19 protein-coding genes, 1 tRNA gene and 1 pseudogene are annotated in these 20,736 nt (G+C 64.6%); 10 read left to right on the plus strand and 11 right to left on the minus strand.

Features of this window, described 5'->3' with window-relative positions:
- The first annotated feature begins 86 nt into the window (after positions 1–86).
- Positions 87–308, plus strand: a complete 222-nt coding sequence (locus tag KSS90_RS17750) for a YgdI/YgdR family lipoprotein (RefSeq protein WP_023632528.1) — start codon at positions 87–89, stop codon at positions 306–308.
- An 82-nt stretch (positions 309–390) separates the two neighbouring features.
- Positions 391–467 (plus strand) — tRNA-Pro (locus tag KSS90_RS17755).
- Between the two features lie 98 nt (positions 468–565).
- Here KSS90_RS17755 and mqo read toward each other — a convergent pair.
- The 4 genes and pseudogenes from mqo to KSS90_RS17770 form a co-directional block, all read right to left on the minus strand.
- Positions 566–2,131 carry a malate dehydrogenase (quinone) gene (mqo, locus tag KSS90_RS17760; protein WP_217866632.1) on the minus strand — a complete coding sequence of 522 codons (1,566 nt, stop codon included), beginning with the start codon at positions 2,129–2,131 and terminating at the stop codon, positions 566–568.
- 371 nt (positions 2,132–2,502) lie between these two features.
- Positions 2,503–3,270 (minus strand): methyl-accepting chemotaxis protein, encoded by a 768-nt coding sequence (locus KSS90_RS25940; protein ID WP_437180096.1) that lies wholly within the window; start codon positions 3,268–3,270, stop codon positions 2,503–2,505.
- A gap of 165 nt (positions 3,271–3,435) precedes the next feature.
- A pseudogene (locus KSS90_RS25945) lies at positions 3,436–4,215 on the minus strand (methyl-accepting chemotaxis protein); the annotation flags it as partial.
- A 99-nt stretch (positions 4,216–4,314) separates the two neighbouring features.
- A complete protein-coding gene (locus tag KSS90_RS17770; protein ID WP_217866633.1) occupies positions 4,315–6,078 on the minus strand; it encodes an ABC transporter transmembrane domain-containing protein in 1,764 nt (587 codons plus the stop codon).
- Positions 6,079–6,324: 246 nt separating this feature from the next.
- Between KSS90_RS17770 and KSS90_RS17775 the strand changes: the two genes are divergently transcribed.
- Positions 6,325–6,495 (plus strand): PA1571 family protein, encoded by a 171-nt coding sequence (locus KSS90_RS17775; RefSeq protein ID WP_217866634.1) that lies wholly within the window; start codon positions 6,325–6,327, stop codon positions 6,493–6,495.
- Positions 6,496–6,591: 96 nt separating this feature from the next.
- Here the strand turns inward: KSS90_RS17775 and pdxB are convergent, their stop codons facing one another.
- The 3 genes from pdxB to rlmM form a co-directional block, all read right to left on the minus strand.
- Positions 6,592–7,734 (minus strand): 4-phosphoerythronate dehydrogenase PdxB, encoded by a 1,143-nt coding sequence (gene pdxB / locus KSS90_RS17780; RefSeq protein ID WP_217866635.1) that lies wholly within the window; start codon positions 7,732–7,734, stop codon positions 6,592–6,594.
- A 47-nt stretch (positions 7,735–7,781) separates the two neighbouring features.
- Entirely contained in the window at positions 7,782–8,024 is a 243-nt protein-coding gene (gene tusA / locus KSS90_RS17785) for a sulfurtransferase TusA (RefSeq protein WP_139672427.1), read from the minus strand.
- 67 nt (positions 8,025–8,091) lie between these two features.
- Positions 8,092–9,156, minus strand: a complete 1,065-nt coding sequence (gene rlmM / locus KSS90_RS17790; RefSeq protein ID WP_217866636.1) for a 23S rRNA (cytidine(2498)-2'-O)-methyltransferase RlmM — start codon at positions 9,154–9,156, stop codon at positions 8,092–8,094.
- A 219-nt stretch (positions 9,157–9,375) separates the two neighbouring features.
- Here rlmM and acnA point away from each other — a divergent pair, with 219 nt between their 5' ends.
- The 3 genes from acnA (at position 9,376) to KSS90_RS17805 (ending at position 14,789) form a co-directional block, all read left to right on the plus strand.
- Positions 9,376–12,117: an aconitate hydratase AcnA gene (acnA, locus tag KSS90_RS17795; RefSeq protein WP_217866637.1), complete on the plus strand. Its 2,742-nt coding sequence runs from the start codon at positions 9,376–9,378 to the stop codon at positions 12,115–12,117.
- Positions 12,118–12,246: 129 nt separating this feature from the next.
- Positions 12,247–13,023, plus strand: coding sequence for a CPBP family intramembrane glutamic endopeptidase (locus KSS90_RS17800; protein WP_217866638.1), 777 nt, complete (start codon positions 12,247–12,249; stop codon positions 13,021–13,023).
- 200 nt (positions 13,024–13,223) lie between these two features.
- Positions 13,224–14,789, plus strand: a complete 1,566-nt coding sequence (locus KSS90_RS17805; RefSeq protein WP_217866639.1) for a methyl-accepting chemotaxis protein — start codon at positions 13,224–13,226, stop codon at positions 14,787–14,789.
- Between the two features lie 113 nt (positions 14,790–14,902).
- Here KSS90_RS17805 and KSS90_RS17810 read toward each other — a convergent pair whose 3' ends face one another.
- From KSS90_RS17810 to KSS90_RS17825, 4 genes are all read right to left on the minus strand, one after another.
- Positions 14,903–15,787: a pseudouridine synthase gene (locus tag KSS90_RS17810; protein ID WP_217869824.1), complete on the minus strand. Its 885-nt coding sequence runs from the start codon at positions 15,785–15,787 to the stop codon at positions 14,903–14,905.
- Positions 15,788–15,837: 50 nt separating this feature from the next.
- Positions 15,838–16,146 carry a transcriptional regulator gene (locus KSS90_RS17815; protein WP_217866640.1) on the minus strand — a complete coding sequence of 103 codons (309 nt, stop codon included), beginning with the start codon at positions 16,144–16,146 and terminating at the stop codon, positions 15,838–15,840.
- 68 nt (positions 16,147–16,214) lie between these two features.
- A complete protein-coding gene (locus KSS90_RS17820; RefSeq protein WP_217866641.1) occupies positions 16,215–16,451 on the minus strand; it encodes a glutaredoxin family protein in 237 nt (78 codons plus the stop codon).
- A gap of 73 nt (positions 16,452–16,524) precedes the next feature.
- Entirely contained in the window at positions 16,525–17,733 is a 1,209-nt protein-coding gene (locus KSS90_RS17825) for an ammonium transporter (protein WP_217866642.1), read from the minus strand.
- A gap of 302 nt (positions 17,734–18,035) precedes the next feature.
- Between KSS90_RS17825 and KSS90_RS17830 the strand changes: the two genes are divergently transcribed.
- The 4 genes from KSS90_RS17830 to KSS90_RS17845 all read left to right on the plus strand — a co-directional run bounded on the left by KSS90_RS17830 (position 18,036) and on the right by KSS90_RS17845 (position 20,464).
- Positions 18,036–18,347 (plus strand): ElaB/YgaM/YqjD family protein, encoded by a 312-nt coding sequence (locus tag KSS90_RS17830; RefSeq protein WP_023631678.1) that lies wholly within the window; start codon positions 18,036–18,038, stop codon positions 18,345–18,347.
- 9 nt (positions 18,348–18,356) lie between these two features.
- Complete coding sequence (locus KSS90_RS17835) at positions 18,357–18,731, plus strand: phage holin family protein (RefSeq protein WP_217866643.1); 375 nt, start codon at positions 18,357–18,359, stop codon at positions 18,729–18,731.
- Positions 18,728–19,054, plus strand: coding sequence for a hypothetical protein (locus tag KSS90_RS17840; RefSeq protein WP_217866644.1), 327 nt, complete (start codon positions 18,728–18,730; stop codon positions 19,052–19,054). Before KSS90_RS17835 ends, KSS90_RS17840 begins: the two co-directional genes overlap by 4 nt.
- 78 nt (positions 19,055–19,132) lie before the next feature.
- Complete coding sequence (locus KSS90_RS17845) at positions 19,133–20,464, plus strand: deoxyguanosinetriphosphate triphosphohydrolase (RefSeq protein WP_217866645.1); 1,332 nt, start codon at positions 19,133–19,135, stop codon at positions 20,462–20,464.
- The last annotated feature ends 272 nt before the right edge of the window (positions 20,465–20,736 follow it).

The following is a 20,736-nucleotide window of genomic DNA, read 5'->3' on the forward strand; positions in this document are numbered from 1 at the left end:
ATGGCGCTATGCTGCACTGTGCAAGGAACTTGCGTGGACGCCCTGCGTCTTAATGACATCTAGCACCATCGCACTGGAGAAACACGATGATCCAACGGACCCTTCCCGCCTTTCTGCTTGCCCTGGGCCTGGGCGCCCTCGCCGGCTGCGCCTCGCCAACCGTCATCACCTTGAACGACGGCCGCGAGATCCAGGCGGTGGACACCCCGTCGTATGACGACGACTCCGGCTTCTACGAATTCGAACAGCTCGACGGCAAGCGCACGCGCATCAACAAAGACCAGATCCGTACCGTCAAGGAGCTGTGATCCAGCCCTGCTTTTTTCGCGCAACTCCTTTTTGCAACAAGGGGTTGCGTTGAAAAAATCGATGCAGTAGCATTTCGGCCATCGGAGTGTAGCGCAGCCAGGTAGCGCGTCTCGTTCGGGACGAGAAGGCCGCAGGTTCGAATCCTGTCTCTCCGACCAGATCCTGCAAAAAACCCGCCTTGCGCGGGTTTTTTGTTGCCTGCGAAAAGGCAAGCCACCGATGGGTGCGGGACAAGCCCGCTCCCACGCTTGCGCGATTACTCCGGCAACACCGGCACATGCAGCAGTTGCAGGCGCGCACTGCTCCATTCACGAGTCTTGTTGGTCAACTCGAGGTCGTTGTTCAGCTTCTGGCCGTAGGTCGGCACGATTTCCTTGAGCTTGGCCTGCCATTCGCTGGACTTGATACGGTCCTTGAAGGTCTTCTCCAGCACGGTCAGCATGATCGGCGCGGCAGTCGAGGCGCCGGGCGAGGCACCCAGCAACGCGGCGATGCTGCCATCCTCGGCAGCCACCACTTCGGTACCGAACTGCAGGACGCCACCGTGCTCTGGATCCTTCTTGATCACCTGCACGCGCTGACCGGCCTGGAGCAACTGCCAGTCTTCGTTCTTGGCGTTGGGGAAGTACTCGCGCAGGGCCGCCATGCGATCATCGAAACTGAGCATCAGTTGGCCCATCAGGTAGGTGCTCAGATCGATGTTGTCGATGCCGGCATGCATCATCGGGCTGATGTTGTGGGTGGTCAGCGAACTGAACATGTCCAGCAACGAACCATGCTTGAGGTACTTGGTGGAGAAGGTCGCGAACGGGCCGAACAGCAGCACCTCCTTGCCATCAATTACCCGGGTGTCCAGGTGCGGTACCGACATCGGCGGCGCGCCGACCGAAGCCTTGCCGTACAGCTTGGCCTTGTGGCGGGCGACCAGGTCGGCGTTGTCGGTCATCAGGAACTGGCCACCGACCGGGAAGCCGGCATAGCCCTCGGCTTCCGGGATGCCGGACTTCTGCAGCAGCTTGAGCGCGCCGCCACCAGCGCCGATGAAGACGAACTTGGCCTTGACCGTAGACGCCTTGCCACCCTGGGCCAGATCGGCCACCACCACGTTCCAGCTGCCGTCGTCGTTACGCACGATGTCGCGCACTTCGTGGCCCAGGTGCAGTTGCACATTCGGGTTGCGGGTCATGGCGGCGAACAGCTGGCGGGTAATCTCGCCGAAGTTCACGTCGGTACCGATGGCCATGCGGGTCGCGGCCACCTTCTGCTCGGGGTCGCGCCCTTCCATCACCAGCGGCACCCACTGGCGGATCTGCTCGTGGTCCTCGGTGATCTGCATGCCGCGGAACAGCGAGCTGTGCTGCAGGGCCTCGACGCGCTTGTGCAGGAACGCGACGTTCTCCTCACCCCAGACGAAGCTCATATGCGCCACGTTGTTGATGAACGAAGGCGGGTTGCTCAGCACGCCCTGCTCGACCTGGTAGGCCCAGAACTGCTTGGACACCTCGAACTGTTCGTTGACGTTGACCGCCTTGCTGATGTCGATGCTGCCGTCCTTGCCGACGCTGGTGTAGTTCAGCTCGCAGAACGCCGAATGGCCGGTGCCGGCGTTGTTCCAGGCATTGGAACTCTCTTCGGCGACCTGGTCCATGCGCTCGTAGACGTCGATTTTCCAGTTCGGTTCCAGTTCGGTGAGGTAGGTCCCCAGGCTCGCACTCATGATGCCGCCGCCGATCAGCAGCACATCGACGGACTTTTGTGGCTCCGCGGGCTTGGAGCAACCGATGACGCCCAGGCACAGGAACGTCAGCAGGATTTTTTTCATTAGCTCAATCCAATTGAAGTGAAGGATTGGCAGTCGGTGCCCCCGGTATGCACGCCCGGTTGTTGTTGTGGTTGGCAGGAGTTTCGCGAAATCGGGGCACGATCGCCTCGGGCCTTGGCCCGGGGCGCCGTAAAGCAGGGAGTGTGCCAGATTGCTCTGGGCCAGTGGTTCAGGGTTGTCGCAGCGGGATTTGCCGGGTTGGTGGCGGCAATCCGCCAACTAAACAGGCGTTTTACCTGGCTGGGTGGCGGAATTCCCCCAAAGGGCCGCTTCGCGCCCCATCGCCGGCAAGCCGGCTCCCACAGACGATCTCTATTCCCTGTGGGAGCCGGCTTGCCGGCGATGGGGCGCGAAGCGGCCCCGCACTACCGTCAGGCGGTCAGGCGGGAAGTGACTTCGCCCAGTTGCCCCGACAAGCCATGCAGGCGCTGCCCGGCCTGCTCGGTGTGCTGTACCGCCTGCTGGTTGGCGGTGGCAATGCGGGTGATCTCCACCAGGTTGCGCGAAATATCCTCGGCGACGCTGGTCTGCTCCTCGGCAGCGGTGGCGATCTGCCGGTTCATGTCGCGGATCGCCTCCACCGCCGTGGTGATGCGCTGCAGCATCTGCCCGGCCTGCTGCACCTGCTCGGCGCCCTCCTCGCTGCGTTGCTGGCCGCTCTCGATGGCCTTGACCGCCTCCACCGCGCCCGACTGCACCGCCTCGATGATCTGGTGAATCTCGGCGATCGATGCCGCAGTACGCTGGGCCAGGCTGCGCACCTCATCGGCCACCACCGCGAAACCACGCCCAGCCTCGCCGGCACGGGCAGCCTCGATGGCGGCATTGAGCGCCAACAGGTTGGTTTGCTCGGCGATGCCGCGAATCACTTCGAGCACCTTGCCGATGCGCGTGCTGTCGTTTTCCAGGTGGCGAATCACCGCTGCGGTGCCGGCGATCTCGCGGTTGACCACGGCAATGGTGTCGATGGTGCGCTGCATGACCTGCTCGCCCGCCTGGGCGCTGTGGTCGGCCTCGTCCGCCGCGAGGGCGGCATCGGCGGCATGGCGCGCGACCTCCTGGGCGGTGGCGGACATTTCGTGCATCGCCGTGGCGACCTGGTCGGTGCGCTGGAACTGATCATGGGTGCCGTGGGCCATGTCGCCGGCGATACGGCTGAGCTGGCCGCTGGCATTTTCCAACTCTTCGGCGTTGTCCTTGAGCCGCCCGACAGTGTCGGCAAGAAAATCACGCAAAGTGTTGGCAGCCAGCGCCAGGCGCCCAAGTTCATCCTCGCGACGGCTGTCGACCCGGGCGGCGAAACGCCCCTGGCTGAGCTGGGCGACGTAGTCGATCAACTGGCGGATCGGCTCGACCAGGCTGCGGTTGACCAGCCACAGACTGAACAACCCGACCAGCACCGCCGAAGCCAGCATCACCAGCACACCCAACCACACCGTGCGCTCGGCGTTGGCGCTGATGGCGCCGGCACGCCCGTGGGCGTCGGCGCGCAGTTGCTCCACCAATGCACTCATCTGGTCGCTGGTGGCGCGATCCACGCCCTTGACCGCCTGGTCGCCGGCCACCGGGTCGCCACCGGCGGCCAGGAATGCCTGACGACCTTGCTGGTAGGCCGAACCCAGCTGTCGGTGGCTGGTCTTGAGCTGCTCCAGGCGCGCCTTGAGGGCTGGATCGCTGCTATCGATCAATTGCCCCAACAATTGCTGCACCTGCTGCTCGCGGGCCTGGAACTGCTGCCAATACTTGTCCAGCTCCGCCGGCTGGCGACCACGCAGCAGCACGTTCTTCCATTCCTGCACCTGGATCTTGAACTGCAGGTTGGCTTCGTCGATCAGCTGCGAGGCACGCAACGGCCCGTCCACCAGCTCGGCGTAGCCGCGCACGCTGGACGACAGGAACTGGAAGCACACCAGGGCGATCAACAGGATCGCCACCAGGCTGCCACCGAGCAGGGAGAGAATTTGCACTCTGAGGGATTTACGCAAGATTGCGGATCTCGGAACAAGGAAGAGGGAAACGGCGCACGCCGGCACCGCCAAAAGAGGCGTCCTTGTCCTCGTTCGCTGCCCCATCAGCGCCGCCATCGGACGATGGCAACCAGGGCAGGCACCTGCGCAACAGCCGAAGCAGATAGTCTCAGGCAATTGCTACAGATTTGTTACAAAACAGCGACAGCAAGACACTCAGCCCGAGCTGAATTGCAGCGCTGCCAGGCGCGCGTAGAGTGGGCTTTGCTCGATCAATTGTCGATGGCTGCCAACTGCCGTCAGTCGGCCTTTGTCGATCACCGCGATGCGGTCGGCATGCTGCACCGTCGCCAGACGGTGGGCGATGACCAGTGTGGTGCGCCCGGCCATCAGTTGTGGCAACGCTTGCTGGATAAGGTGCTCGCTCTGCGCGTCCAGGGCGCTGGTGGCCTCGTCCAGTAGCAGAATCGGTGCATCCACCAGCAGCGCCCGGGCAATCGCCAGGCGCTGGCGCTGGCCGCCGGACAAGCCCACGCCACCCTCGCCCAAGGGTGTCTGGTAGCCCTGGGGCAGCTGGACGATGAACTCATGGGCATGGGCACCGCGCGCCGCCGCCTCGACCTCGGCCAGGCTGGCCTCGGGCCGACCGTAGCGGATATTGGCCTCGACCGTGCCGCGGAACAACGCCGGCTGCTGGGCCACCAGGGCAAACTGACGACGCAGGTCGGCAGGCGTCAGCCCGGTGATCGGCTGGCCATCGAGCAGAATCGCGCCACCTTGCGGGTCGTAGAACCGCAGCAGCAGGTCGAACAAGGTCGACTTGCCGGCTCCCGACGGTCCGACCAGGGCCACCGTCTCGCCAGGACGAATATGCAGGCTCAGACCATCGATGGCCTGGGCCGAAGGGCGTGACGGGTAGGCGAAGCGCACTTCGCGCAGTTCGATGTCGCCACTGGCGCGCCCGTTCGCCAACTCCGCCGGCCGTGTCGGTGCCAGGATTGCCGTCTGCGCCGCCAGCAGCTCGGCGATGCGCTCGGCCGCGCCAGCCGCCCGCTGCAGTTCGCCGAGCACCTCGCTCAGGGTGCCGAAGGCGCTGCCGACGATCAGGCTATAGAACACGAACGCAGCGAGCTCGCCGCCGGAGATGCGCCCGGCGATCACATCCATGCCGCCGACCCAGAGCATCACCCCCACTGCGCCAAGCACCAGCACGATCACCAGGGTAATCAGCCAGGCACGCTGGGCGATGCGCCGCCGCGCCACCTCGAACGCCGCCTCCACGGTATCGCCGAACAGCGCCTGGTCACGCGCCTGGTGGTTGTAGGCCTGCACCGTCTTGATCTGGCCAAGGGTCTCGGCGACATAGCTGCCCACATCGGCCACCCGGTCCTGGCTCTGCCGCGACAGGCTGCGCACGCGCCGGCCGAACAGCAGGATCGGCGCCAGCACCAGGGGCAGGGCCAGCACCACGATGCTGGTCAGCTTGGGGTTGGTGACGAACAGCAGGATCACCCCGCCGACCACCATCAGCGCATTGCGCAGGAACATCGACAGCGACGAGCCGATCACCGACTGTAACAAGGTGGTATCGGCGGTCAGCCGCGACTGGATCTCCGAACTGCGATTGTCCTCGAAGAAGCCTGGGTGCAGGCCGACCAAGTGATCGAACACCGCTCGCCGAATATCGGCCACACAGCGCTCGCCGATCCACGACACCAGGTAGAAACGGGCGAACGTCCCCACTGCCAGTGCCACCACCAGCAGCAAGAACAGGCCGATGGTCTGGTTGAGCTGGTGCGCCGAACCCGTCATGAAACCCTGGTCGACCAACAGGCGGATGCCCTGCCCCATGGACAGGGTGATGGCAGCGGTGACCACCAGCGCCAACAAGGCCAGCAGGGCCTGGCGACGATACGGGCGCACGAACCGCCACCCCAGGTGCAGGGCCCGGCGCTGGCGAGGAGAGATCGGATCAGGCATGGCAAGGTCTTTCGGCTGGAAGATGGCACAAGACTACCACTCGTCGATCCTGTGCAACCCCTGGGAATGCGACGCCGTCCCATGATCGGACGGGGCATCAGTGGCTATGCCCATTCGTTCTAACCACGGACTGGAGCTTTAACGCGCTTTCTGTTGGACTGATCCGGCACAACGCCGAACAAGCTGTCACAGACCAGTCACGGCAAAGCACTACCTTGAGCTTGAACCTGATAGAGGAGACAGGACATGAGCTTGCAGCACACCGATACGGCCAACAAGCAGACGCACCCGCAACCTCAGGTCTGCGGCTCGATCATCGATGCCCAGGGCCGCGAAGTTCCGATCACCGAACAAATGATCCAGAAGGCTTGCAAGGATCTGGAAGACAGTCGGGTAGAGAAAGTCCGCAAGGGCTGACCCCTGAATTGCGTGCAACCCGGCGCCTGCGCCGGGTTTTTCTTTGTGCGCGAACCTCTTCTCAGCCGTGGAAGCGGGCTGGCTCCGCAACGGCCATCAAACCAGAACCGCCCCCAGCGCACTGACCACCTGCGCCAGTTGCGGTGAATCCCCCCGCACCCGCACTGCCACCCCCTCGATCTCGCGGCGTATCGGATAATGCTTGCGCAGTAGGTCGAACGCCGTGCGCTGCTCGGCTGGGTCGTCGCTGAGGCTACGACGAAAATCCGCATCATCGCGACGTGGGTCGTATACCGCACGGCACAGGGTGGCTAAGGCCCATGCCGGGTCCGCGCCGGCATCGAACTCGATCTGCGCCAAGCCCGTCGCCGGCAACAGGTCGGCCAGACGCACCTGCTCGGGCAAGCCTTGCCAGCGGCAGAACGCCTGGTAGATCTGCGCCGTGCCACGTTGCTTGCCATCCAGGCTGTAACCGGCGATATGCGGCGTGGCCAGGGTACACAGGTCGGCCAGCGCCAGGTCCACCTGCGGCTCGCCCTCCCAGACGTCGAGCACCGCATGCACGTCCTCTCGGTCGAGCAGCAGTTCGCGCAGGGCCGCGTTATCCACTACCGGTCCGCGGCTGGCGTTGATCAGCCAGGCGCCGGCACGCAGGCGCGCCAGGCTAGGCTGGTCGAGCAGGTGCCAGGTCGAGTGCTCGCCGCCGCGTTGCAGCGGCGTGTGCAGGCTGATCACGTCGCATTGTTCGAGGATCGTCTCGAGATCGACAAAGTCGCCGCCCTCGCTGGCCTGGCGCACCGGGTCGCACACCAGCACCTTCCAGCCGAGCCCGCGCAGCACGCGCACCAGACGCCCACCGACTTCACCTGCGCCGACCACGCCATAGACGCGCTTGGCCAGGTCGGCGCCTTCGAGCTCGGCCAGGGTCAGCAGGCTGCCCAGCACGTAGTCCACCACGCCACGGGCGTTGCAGCCCGGCGCGCTGCTCCAGTGGATACCGGCTTCGGCGAAATGCTCGAGGTCGAGGTGGTCGGTGCCGATGGTGCAGGTGCCGACGAAGCGTACCCGACTGCCCTCGAGCAGTTGCCGATCCACGCGAGTCACCGAGCGTACCAGCAGCACGTCGGCATCCTTGACACAGGCGGCGTCGATGGCGCGACCGGGATAACGGCGGATTTCACCGAAATCGGCAAAGAAGGCATCGAGTAGCGGGATGTTCTCGTCGGCAACTATCAGCATGGCGCTCTCCTGTCAGGGGAGCGCAGTGTAGCGCGATCGCGGCGGGCTCAGTCGGCCTTCTTGCGGATCCAGTACAGGTAGGTTCCGGCGTCTTCTTGCTGACCGAGCAACTCGTGGCCGAGGAAGATGCAGAACTTGGGGATGTCACGGCGGGTCGACGGGTCGGTGGCGATGACCTTGAGCACGCCGCCGGAAACCAGCTCGCGCACGTGCTTGTGCAGCATCATCACCGGCTCCGGGCAGTTCAGGCCGGTGGCGTCGAGGATCGCGTCGTGGGTGAAATCGGTCATGGAAGGCTCCGCAAAATGATCGTCATTGTGGCGCATGAAGCGGGGCTGTCACAGCCCCGCGATGGCCTCAGCGCGGCTTGAGATCCAGCCGACGCAGGTGGCAGGTCACTTCCTCACGGTCGTGATACAGCTGCTTGCAGGCGATCGACACCTTTACCTTGCGTGCCTTGAACCCGGCCTCGATACGCTCCAGCAGCTTGCGAACCTCGGCATGGCGTTGCTTCATCGGCAGCTTCAGGTTGACCACCGCTTCGCGGCACAGCCCTTCGCCCAGCCAGGTCTCGATCAGCGAAGCGGTGCGCGCCGGCTTCTCGACGATATCGCAGACCATCCAGTCCACCGTCTGCTTCGGCTGCCAGGCGAAACCGTCGGCCATCAGATGGGTGACCAGGCCGGTGTCCATCAGGCTCTCGGCCATCGGCCCGTTGTCGATGGCGGTGACCAGCATGCCACGCTTGACCAGCTGGTAGGTCCAGCCGCCGGGCGAGGCGCCCAGGTCGACACCGCTCATGTCGTCGTTCAGGCGCGCATCCCATTGCTCGCGCGGGATGAACTGGTGCCAGGCTTCCTCGAGCTTGAGGGTCGAGCGGCTCGGGGCCTCGCGGGGGAACTTCAGGCGTGGGATGCCCATGGGCCACAGCGCCGAGTTGTCGGCCTCGGCCAGGCCGAGGAACACCCGGCGGCCGCTGATGAAGGTCAGCAGCAGGCGCGGACGGCGGGCGTCATCGACCAGGCGGCCGGCCTTCTCCAGGGCCTTGCGCAGCGGCACCTCGAACTTGCGGCAGAAGGTCGACAGCTCTTTACCATCGTTACTGTCGAGCACTTCCAGCCACAGGCTGCCGCACACCGGCAGCGCGGCCAGGTGCTCGAGCAGCACGCTGATGCGGTCGGTTTCCGGCAGCTCGACGTACGTGCCGCGGGCCCACTGACGCGGGAAGATCAACTGCGCGAAGCGCAGCGCCTGCATCATGCGTTCGGCGCCGCCGGGCTCGGTGCAGACGAACTCGGCGCAGGCACTCTGCGGCTTGCCCTTGGCATAGCCGGGCACGCCCAGATGGGCGGCGTGTTCGCTGATTTCGGCGCAGACCTCGCCCTCGAAGCCGGGCCGGCAATGCATGAACAGGGTATTCATTTCTCACTCCACATCACTGGCGCAGACGGCGCCAGGGCGGCGAATGATAAAGGAAGTCGGGAACCAGCGACACGCCCCATCGGTCCAGAAAAGGGTCGGGGCCGGCAAACCGGTCTAACCTGACTGTTCAGCCAGGTCCGTGCCGTGCGGACTGGTCCAGAGCGGTGACACCGGCGAGCGACCCGCAGTCGCCGGGCACCGGAGCACAAGGAGTTGTAAATGCCCTCGCTCGATAGCCTGAAAACCCTCAAGACTCTCCAGGTGGCCGACCGCGCCTACCACTATTTCAGCTTGCCCGACGCCGCCCGCCAGCTCGGCGACCTGCAGCGCCTGCCCATGTCGCTCAAGGTACTGCTGGAGAACCTGCTGCGCTGGGAAGACGGCAAGACCGTCACCGGCGACGACCTCAAGGCCCTGGCCGCCTGGCTGCAGGAGCGCCGCTCCGACCGCGAGATCCAGTACCGCCCGGCGCGTGTGCTGATGCAGGACTTCACCGGCGTGCCGGCGGTGGTCGACCTGGCCGCCATGCGGGCGGCCATGGCCAAGGCCGGCGGCGACCCGCAGCGGATCAACCCGCTGTCGCCGGTGGACCTGGTGATCGACCACTCGGTAATGGTCGACCGTTATGCCACCCCGGCCGCGTTCGCCCAGAACGTCGACATCGAAATGCAGCGCAACGGCGAACGCTACGCCTTCCTGCGCTGGGGCCAGAGCGCCTTCGACAACTTCCGGGTGGTGCCGCCGGGCACCGGTATCTGCCACCAGGTCAACCTCGAGTACCTGGGCCGCACGGTATGGACCCGCGAGGAGCAAGGCCGCACCTATGCCTTCCCCGACACTCTGGTCGGCACCGATTCGCACACCACCATGATCAATGGCCTCGGCGTGCTCGGCTGGGGCGTGGGTGGCATCGAAGCCGAGGCGGCCATGCTCGGCCAGCCGGTATCGATGCTGATCCCCGAGGTGATCGGCTTCAAGCTCACCGGCAAACTGCGCGAAGGCATCACCGCCACCGACCTGGTCCTGACGGTCACGCAGATGCTGCGCAAGAAGGGCGTGGTGGGCAAGTTCGTCGAGTTCTATGGCGACGGCCTGGCCGACCTGCCGCTGGCCGATCGCGCCACCATCGCCAACATGGCCCCCGAGTATGGCGCCACCTGTGGCTTCTTCCCGGTCGACCAGGTGACCCTCGACTACCTGCGCTTGTCCGGCCGCCCCGAGGCGACCGTGCAACTGGTCGAGGCCTACTGCAAGGCCCAGGGCCTGTGGCGCCTACCCGGCCAGGAGCCGCTGTTCAGCGACACCCTGGCGCTGGACATGAATGATGTGGAAGCCAGCCTGGCCGGGCCAAAGCGCCCGCAGGACCGCGTCGCCCTGGGCCAGGTGCGCCAGGCCTTCGACCACTTCATCGAGTTGCAACCCAAACCGCTGGCCAAGGAAGTCGGCCGGCTGGAAAGCGAAGGCGGCGGTGGCGTGGCGGTGGGCAACGCCGACCAGGCTGGCGAGATCGACTACACCCACGAAAACCAGACCCACACCCTGCGCGACGGCGCGGTGGTGATCGCCGCCATCACCTCCTGCACCAACACCTCCAACCCCAGCGTGATGATGGCCGCCGGGCTGGTGGCGAAGAAAGCCGTGGAGAAAGGCCTGCAACGCAAGCCCTGGGTGAAGAGTTCGCTCGCCCCCGGCTCCAAGGTGGTCACCGACTACTACAAGGCCGCAGGCCTGACCCCCTACCTCGATCAGCTCGGTTTCGACCTGGTCGGCTATGGCTGCACCACCTGTATCGGCAACTCGGGCCCTCTGGACGAGGCGATCGAGAAGGCCATCGGCAGCGCCGACCTCACCGTCGCCTCGGTGCTGTCGGGCAACCGCAACTTCGAAGGCCGGGTACACCCGCTGGTCAAGACCAACTGGCTGGCTTCGCCGCCGCTGGTCGTGGCCTACGCCCTGGCCGGCAGCGTGCGCGTCGACCTCAGCCAGGACCCGCTCGGTACCGGCAAGGACGGCAAGCCCGTGTACCTGCGCGACATCTGGCCAAGCCAGCAGGAAATCGCCGAGGCGGTCAGCAATGTCGACACCCGCATGTTCCACAAGGAATATGCCGAGGTGTTCGCCGGTGACGCCCAATGGCAGGCGATCGAGGTGCCCCAGGCCGCAACCTATGTCTGGCAGGACGACTCCACCTATATCCAGCACCCACCCTTCTTCGATGACATCGGCGGCCCGCTGCCGGAGATCGGTGATGTGCGCAACGCACGCATCCTCGCCCTGCTCGGCGACTCGGTGACCACCGACCACATCTCCCCGGCCGGCAACATCAAGGCCGACAGCCCCGCCGGGCGCTACTTGCGCGGCAAGGGCGTGGAACCGCGCGACTTCAACTCCTACGGCTCACGGCGCGGTAACCATGAGGTGATGATGCGCGGCACCTTCGCCAACATCCGCATCCGCAACGAAATGCTCGGTGGCGAGGAAGGCGGCAACACCTTGTATGTACCCACGGGCGAGAAACTGTCGATCTACGACGCCGCCATGCGCTACCAGCAGGATGGCACGCCGCTGGTGGTGATCGCCGGGCAGGAATACGGCACCGGCTCCAGCCGCGACTGGGCGGCCAAGGGCACCAATCTGCTGGGGGTCAAGGCGGTGCTGGCGGAGAGTTTCGAACGCATCCACCGCTCCAACCTGGTGGGCATGGGCGTGCTGCCGCTGCAGTTCAAGGCCGGGGACGACCGCAAGCGCCTGGGGCTGACCGGCAGCGAGCGCATCGATGTGCTGGGGCTGACCGATGCGCAGATCCGCCCGGGCATGAGCCTACCGCTGCGCATTACCCGCGAGGATGGGCGCCAGGAGCAGATCGAGGTGCTGTGCCGGATCGATACGCTCAATGAGGTGGAGTACTTCAAATCGGGGGGGATCCTGCATTATGTGCTGCGGCAATTGATCGCAGGCTAAGGCCCCATCGCGGGGCAAGCCCGCTCCCACGCGATGTGGGGGCTTGCCCCGCACGGGTGGTTTCAGGTGTCCTGAAGGCCAAACGAGGAGTCCTACCCTCCTCGGATTCACCGGCACTAAGGAAACGTCATGCCCCCTCTCCACTGGATCGCCCTGCTCCTGCTCGGCCTCGGCTACACCCTCGCACTGATCCACGGCAGTATCGACCTGGTCGCCCTGCCCGCCTTGCTCGCACTGCTGTGCAGCGCATTGCTCGCCCGACGCCCGGTACGCTGGCAACAAAGCCTCGGCCATCTACTGTTCATCGTTCTCGCCGTCGCCCTGGCGCTGCACTGGCTGCCCGGTTTCCATGGCGCTCGCGTCATCGACAAGGCCGTCCTGAGCGAAGGCGCGGTGCCCTTCTCGATGTATCTGAACCTCGACAAACCGCTGATCGGCCTGTGGCTGCTGCTGGCCTGCCCTTGGCTGGTAATGCTGCGCGGTCGCGGCCTGGCCATAAGCCTGGCGCTGATCCTGCCGCTTACCCTGCTCGCCTGCCTGGGCGGCGCCTGGGTCTTGGGGATGGTGGCCTGGGCACCGAAATGGCCGGACCAGGCCTGGCTGTGGCTGGCCAACAACCTGCTGCTGGTGAGCCTGACCGAGGAATTGCTGTTCCGGGGCTACATCCAGGGCAGCCTGCAACGTCTGTTCAAACATGAGGGGCTGGCGCTGCTGGTGGCCGCGCTGTTGTTCGGCCTCGCGCACCTGGGCGGTGGCTGGCAGTGGTTCTACCTGGCCACGCTGGCCGGGGTGGGATATGGTCTGGCCTATCGCCATGGCGGGTTGGCAGCGGCGGTCGTGTGCCATACCTGCGTCAACCTGGCGCACTTCGCCCTGTTCAGCTACCCGATGCTGGCTCCAAGTTGAACAATCGGTCATGATCAGACCTATTCGTCATCATTTATAAAGAAAACTGCAATATTGAAGGCAATGGTTGCGATCAGGTCGGCTGCGATAGCTCAACCGAACTGATGGCACATTGCCCCAGATCAAGGCAGTCAAATATTCATTCAATAAAACCAGAGGCTTGCCGATACTCGTCGAAAGCCTTGCGGATTGAACAGCCAATGCGTAACAACCAGCCGATTACCCAGAGAGAACGGACTTTCCCTGCCCAGCAGCGGTTGATCTCCACCACCAACGCCAAGGGCGTGATCACTTACTGCAACGATGCCTTCATCGAGATCAGCGGTTTTTCCCGCGATGAGCTGATGGGCGCACCGCACAACCTTGTGCGCCACCCCGACGTACCACCAGCCGTGTTCGCCCATATGTGGCAAACCCTGAAGCAGGGCCTGCCGTGGATGGGCATCGTCAAGAACCGCTGCAAGTCGGGCGACCACTACTGGGTCAATGCCTACGTCACGCCGATCTTCGACAGCAACCAGGTAGTCGGCTACGAGTCGGTGCGGGTCAAGCCCACCGCCGAGCAGATTCGCCGCGCCGAGGCGCTGTACCAGCGCATCAACCAGGGCAAGTCGGCCATCCCGAAACGTGACAAATGGCTGCCCGTGCTGCAGGACTGGCTGCCGTTCATCCTGATCAGCCAGGTCGGTTTCCTGATCGGCAACTGGCTGGGCCACTCCTGGGGCTTCGCCCTGGCCGCCGGCCTGTCGGTGCCGCTCGGCCTGCTTGGACTGAGCTGGCAGCAACGTGGCCTCAAGCGCCTGCTGCGCCTGGCAGAACAGACCACCTCCGACCCGCTGATCGCGCAAATGTATACCGACAGCCGCGGCGTCCAGGCACGCCTGGAAATGGCCATGCTCAGCCAGGACGCACGGATGAAGACCTGCCTGACCCGCCTGCAGGACAGCGCCGAGCAGCTCAGCGACCAGGCCCGCCAGTCCGACACCCTGGCCCACCAGAGCTCGTCGGGCCTGGAGCGCCAGCGCGTGGAAACCGAGCAGGTCGCCGCCGCCGTCAACCAGATGGCCGCCACCACCCAGGAAGTGGCCAACCATGTCCAGCGCACCGCCGACGCGACGCAGGAGGCCAATCGCCTGACCAGCCAGGGTCGCGATATCGCTGGTGAAACCCGTGACGCCATCGAGCGACTGTCGGCCGCGGTGGGCGAGACCGGGCTGACCGTCACCCAGCTGGCCAAGGACAGCGACGAGATTGGCGGCGTGGTCGATGTGATCAAGGGCATCGCCGACCAGACCAACCTGCTGGCGCTCAACGCAGCCATCGAAGCGGCGCGTGCCGGTGAGATGGGCCGCGGCTTCGCCGTGGTGGCCGACGAGGTTCGCCAGTTGGCCCAGCGCACCGCCGAGTCCACCGGGCAGATCCACACCCTGATCGCCAAGCTGCAGCAGACCGCCAACAACGCGGTGCAGACCATGGAGACCGGCCATCGCCAGGCCCAGGAAGGCGTCGAGCGGGTCATGCAGGCCGACCAGGCATTGGTGGGTATCAGCGAAGCCGTGGCCAACATCACCGACATGGCGACGCAAATCGCCGCCGCCACCGAAGAGCAGAGCGCGGTGGCCGAGGAGATCAGCCGTAACATCAGCACCATCGCCGACCTCGCCGACCAGACCGCCGGCCAAGCCCAGCGTTCGGCGCTGCTCAGCGAAGAGCTGACCAGCACGGCGGGTACCCAGTACTCGCTGGTGGAACGCTTCAACCGCTGAAGGCAAAAGGCGCCGCTCAAGCGGCGCATCGCCGGCAAGCCGGCTCCCACACTGATCGCGCCGCCCTCAGGCCAAGCGCCATCTCTGTGGTAGCCGACTTGCCGGCGATGTTTTTACCAGTCGAGCTTCAGCCGGCTCTCGAAGTAACGCACCTCACCCGTCAACGGATCCTCGAAACGCAGGCTATGGGCCAGCAGCTTGAGTGGCCGTGCGTAATCATCCTGCTCGTTGACCAGCTGCGGATAGAACGGATCGTTGCAGATCCCCGCGCCCAGCGCCGCCATATGCACGCGCAACTGGTGGGTCTTGCCGGTGACCGGTGACAGGCCATAGCGCCACAGATCGCCATTTTTCTCCAGCACACAGGCGTGGGTTTCACTGTTGTCGACCCCTTCCACCTCATGCATGCGGAAGAACGGCTCGCCATGTACCAGGCGGCTGCGATGCACCAGAGGGTAATCATGCTGCGGCATCGCCGCGGCGATGGCCTGGTAGTGCTTGTCGATGCGCCGCTCGGGGAACAGGCGCTGATAGGCGCTACGGCTTTGCTGGTTGGCGGAAAACAGCACCAGCCCGGCGGTGTGCCGGTCAATGCGGTGCAGCGGCACCAGGTGCGGGTTGCCCAGGCGCCGGATCAGCCGGCGCAGCAGCGTCTGCTCGACGTACTCGCCGGTGGGCGTCACAGGCAGGAAGTGCGGCTTGTCCGCCACCACAAGGTGCTCGTCGACATGCAGGATTTCTTCCTGCACCGGGATCACCTTCTCGTTGGGCACTTCACGGAAGTAGTGCAAGCGCATGCCCCGCCGATAGAGCGTATCCGCCGCAATAGGCTGGCCGTCGGCATTCAGCACCCGGCCCCGGGCGAAGCGGTCAAGCCATTGCTCACGCGCGATGCCCTTGAAATGATCGCACAGGCAGTCGAGCACGTTTGCCCAGGGCCCCGGAGGCAGGCATACGGTACTGGCTTGCTGGCGGGCGGGGTCGAAAGGCGTGGTCATCATCGGGCTCGGTTCTGCGTGGGCGGACATTATCTCCTACCCCCCGCCCCTCAACCAGCCTCGCTGGCCGGCTCGCAACGCGCCTTGAGCCAGCGCAGCACCTGCACCGCGTCCCAGCGCCCCGGATCGTAGAGGGCGTAGATCAGGCCCTGGTAGCCCACCACGTCCAGCGGACGGTGGAAGCCGGCGCGTTGGAACAGCGCCTCGATCTCGGCGAAGCAGGTGTTGAAATGCACCTTGCCGAACGGTGTGCGCTCGTCGGTGACGATGCCGTCGAGGCGTAGTTCCAGCACGGCCTCGCACACACGCTCGGGAGCCATGTGATTGATGCTGTACTTGAGTTGCTCGACATTGAGCATGGATTCACCTCGGATACTGTATTTATATACAGCATACGGAGCGAGCCAGCTGCTCGTCAATGCGCGACTCAGCCGAGGAAGGCCACCACCTGCTCGGCATCGAACGGCCAGCCTAGCTCGGCGCCGGTGTCGCAACGGCGCAGCACCGGGATGCTCAGCCCATAGCGTTCGAACAGCGCCTCGCTGTCGGCGATATCGACCAGCTCGACCAGCAAGCCGTGCTCGACGAAGGGCATCAGCACAGCTTCGGCCACTTCGCACAGATGGCACCCGAGGGTGCCGAACAATTGGGTTTCAGGCAGCATGCGTAAATCCGCAAGATCGCAGGAAGGGATGCTTATTCTAGGTCCGTCCCAGCCCGCGCGCACCTGACCTGCCTCAATCCTGACTGGTGGCGCCAATCCGATGCACAGACAAGTCGGCGCCCTGGAACTCCTGCTCATGACTCAGACGCAAGCCATGCAACGCCTTGATCGCCCCGTAAACGACAAAGCCACCGACCAGCGCCACCAGCACACCCGACAGGCTGCCCAACAGCTGGCTGACTAGGCTGACACCGCCCAAACCACCCAGAGCCACCTGCCCGAACACGCCGCAGGCGATGCCGCCCCACACACCGCATAGGCCGTGCAACGGCCACACACCCAGCACGTCGTCGATCTTCCAGCGGTTCTGCGCCGCAGTGAAGCACCAGACGAACAGCCCGCCTGCCACCAGGCCGGTGACCAGCGCCCCCACCGGATGCATCAGGTCGGAACCCGCGCACACCGCCACCAGGCCGGCCAGCGGGCCGTTGTGCAGGAAGCCGGGGTCGTTGCGCCCGGCCAGCAGGGCCGACAGGGTGCCACCGACCATGGCCATCAGCGAGTTGATCGCCACCAGCCCGCTCACCCCTTGCAAGGTCTGCGCGCTCATGACGTTGAAGCCGAACCAGCCGACGATCAGGATCCACGACCCCAGCGCCAGGAACGGAATGCTCGAGGGCGCGAACGCCACCAGCCGGCCATCGCGATAGCGGCCGCGGCGCGCGCCCAGCAGCAGCACCGCCGCCAGCGCCAGCCAGCCTCCCATGGCATGCACCACCACGGAGCCGGCAAAGTCGTGGAACGGCGCACCGAAGCGCGCTTGCAACCAGGCCTGCAAGCCGAAGTTGCCGTTCCACACGATGCCTTCGAAAAACGGGTAGATGAACGCCACGATCAACGCCGTTGCGCACAGTTGCGGCGCAAAGCGTGCCCGTTCGGCGATGCCGCCGGAAATGATTGCCGGAATCGCCGCGGCGAAGGTCAGCAGGAAGAAACATTTGACCAGCGCGTAGCCATGGTCGCCGGCCAGCACCGCCGCCGGCTGCAGGAAGCTCACGCCATAGGCGATCCAGTAGCCGACGAAGAAGTACACCAGCGCCGAGATGGCGAAATCGCTGAGGATCTTCGACAAGGCGTTGACCTGATTCTTGTACCGCACCGTGCCGACCTCGAGAAAGGCGAACCCCGCATGCATGGCCAGAACCAGGATCGCGCCCATGAGGATGAACAAAGTGTTGGAGCCGTGGACCAGGGAGTCCATCGCGCTGTGGGTGTTTTCCATGTAGTGGCAGACCTGCAAAAAGGCACCAGGACAGTTCAAGAACCGGCATCCATGCACCGCATCGGTGCCAGGCCCCCGCCCCGTTTCGGTGACCCGGGGGTGCCTGCGTGGTTTTTTCTTGGGTTTGTCGTGGATTGGGTTAAGGTTTAGGGGTCTCCGCATCAAGCGCGCATGATTTCGGCGCAGGCCTCGGCGGACACGCACCGCTTTTTAGCAAGCGCTGTACCAACACATCCCGCTGAACCTTCCGCGCCACCGATCACTCGAAATAGCCACACACATCCACAGGGAGAGGCCCACTCATGGCCAGCAAATCGGCAAAGACTGCACAAGACATACTGATGGCTGACTTCCAGGCTCTGGTCCGCGACACCGAAAAGCTGCTGGCCGACACGGCCAACCTGGCAGGCGACCAGGCCGATGAACTGCGCGAGCAGATCCACGATCGCCTGGTCCAGGCTCGTGAAACCCTGCAACTGACCCAGGACTCGGTGCGCGCCCGTGGCCAGGCGGCCCTGGGCAGCGCCGAGCAGTACGTGCAGGAGAATCCGTGGCAGGCCATCGGCATCGCCGCCGGCGTCGGCCTGCTGATCGGTCTGCTGGCCAAGCGCTGAGGAACCTTCATGGACAACGAAGCCATCGGCACGGGCGCCTCCGGCAGGCGCCTGGGCGCAGCTGTGCTGGGCTTGCTGCACAGCCATATCGAGCTGTTCGGTATCGAGTTGCAGGAGCAGAAGGCTCGAACCTTGAGCCTGCTGTTGTTCGCCGGTCTGGCGCTGGTGTTCGCCCTGCTGCTGCTGACCGCCCTGTCGGGCCTGGTGCTGGTGCTGCTGTGGGACAGCTACCGCCTGGCCGGAATCATCGGCCTGTGCGTGTTCTACGGGATCGCCGCGCTGTATTGCGGCCTGCGCCTGAAGGCCGCGGTGTTCGACGAGTCCTCGCCCTTCAACGCCACCCTCGAGGAGTTGGCCAAGGATCGGGAGCGCCTGCTGCCATGAGCCTGCCAGAACTACCCAACACCCGTAACCCGCGGGAGTTGCGCAAGGCGCTGCTGCGCCTGCGCATGGAAATGCACCGCCAGGAAATCCGCCACGAATCCGGGCAGTTGCTCGAACCGGTCCGTCGCCTGCGCGGTATGGGCAGCTCCTTCGGTGAAGGCCTCGGGGTCAAGCACGGCTCGCTGTGGGGCATTGGCGCCGTGGTTGCCCTGGGCTTTCTCACCGGCAAGGGGGTGCGCAGCGGCAACCTGACACGCCTGGTCCGCCTGGGTACCGGCCTGGTGCCCCTGATCCGCCTGTTCCTCGCCAGCCGTCGTCCCTGATGCCGAAGCGCGCCCGGCCCTTGCGCGGGCGCGCCGGACACAGGAAGCTATCCCGACTCTACGATCGGAGAACACGCCTTGGACTGGCAAACCCTGCTGACCCGCGAACGACTGGGCAAGGCCCTCTACAGCCCCGAGGAGCTTGGCCGCAGCCCCTTTCACAAGGACCACGACCGTATCATCTTCTCCGGGGCCTTCCGCCGCCTGGGACGCAAGACCCAGGTGCATCCGGTCTCGAGCAACGACCATATTCACACCCGCCTCACCCATTCTCTCGAAGTCAGCTGCGTAGGACGCTCGCTGGGCATGCGTGTCGGCGAGACCCTACGCGGCCAACTGCCGGACTGGTGCGAGCCCAGCGACCTGGGAATGATCGTGCAGTCGGCCTGCCTGGCCCACGATATCGGCAACCCGCCGTTCGGCCACTCCGGCGAGGACGCCATCCGCCACTGGTTCCAGCAGGCCGCCGGACGCGGCTGGCTTGACGACATGAGCGACGACCAGCGTGCCGACTTCCTCAATTTCGAAGGCAATGCCCAGGGCTTTCGCGTGCTTACGCAGCTCGAGTACCACCAGTTCGACGGTGGCATGCGCCTGACGTACGCCACGCTCGGCGCCTACCTCAAGTACCCTTGGGCAGCGCGCCACGCCGATGCCCTGGGCTATAAGAAGCACAAGTTCGGCTGCTACCAGAGCGAACTGGTACTGCTCGAACAGATCGCCGGCAAGCTTGGCCTGCCCCAGCTCGAGCACCAGCGCTGGGCGCGCCATCCTCTGGTGTACCTGATGGAGGCTGCGGACGACATCTGCTACGCCTTGATCGACCTGGAGGACGGGCTGGAGATGGACCTGCTGCAATATGCCGAAGTCGAGGCGCTGCTGCTCGACCTGGTGGGTGACGATCTGCCGGAAACCTACCGCCTGCTGGGTCCGGGCGAGTCACGCCGGCGCAAGCTGGCGATCCTGCGCGGCAAGGCTATCGAGCATTTGACCAACGCCGCAGCCCAGGCCTTCGTCGAACAACAAGGCGCTCTGCTCGCCGGCCGGCTGAGCGGCGATCTGGTCGAACACATGCATGGCCCGGCACAACGCTGCGTGCTCCAGGCCAAGGATATGGCGCGTAAAAAAATCTTCCAGGACAAACGCAAGACCCTGCACGAGATCGGTGCTTACACGACCTTGGAGATCCTGCTCAACACCTTCTGTGGCGCCGCCCTGGAACAGCACGGTGGACGCACGCCATCGTTCAAGAGCCGGCGTGTGCTGGACCTGATCGGCAACAATGCCCCCGACCCACATGGCTCATTGCATGGTGCGTTCCTGCGCATGATCGATTTCATCGCTGGCATGACCGACAGCTATGCCAGCGAAATGGCACTGGAAATGACCGGACGCTCCAGTCCGAAGTAAGGGTAAGCCGGGTGGTAGGCGAGCGTTTGCCACCCACGTTTAATTTGTATGAAAAATCCTATACTGGAAACTTGAAATTAAACTCTCCAATCACCAAGCCCTAGAAAAGTTATCAACTCCTGACAAATACCTACCAATATCTACATCGCCCGTAGCAAAGTTTTGCCTGCGCTGTAAGTTAATTCCTATATCCCGGATTTGCCACCCACTTCCCTGCCCGTCGACATTCAACTGAGCTAATGTGCCGGCTGCCTTCACCCGCAGCCTGGAAT

The sequence above is a fragment of the Pseudomonas maumuensis genome, from assembly GCF_019139675.1.
In the GTDB taxonomy this organism is placed as follows: domain Bacteria; phylum Pseudomonadota; class Gammaproteobacteria; order Pseudomonadales; family Pseudomonadaceae; genus Aquipseudomonas; species Aquipseudomonas maumuensis.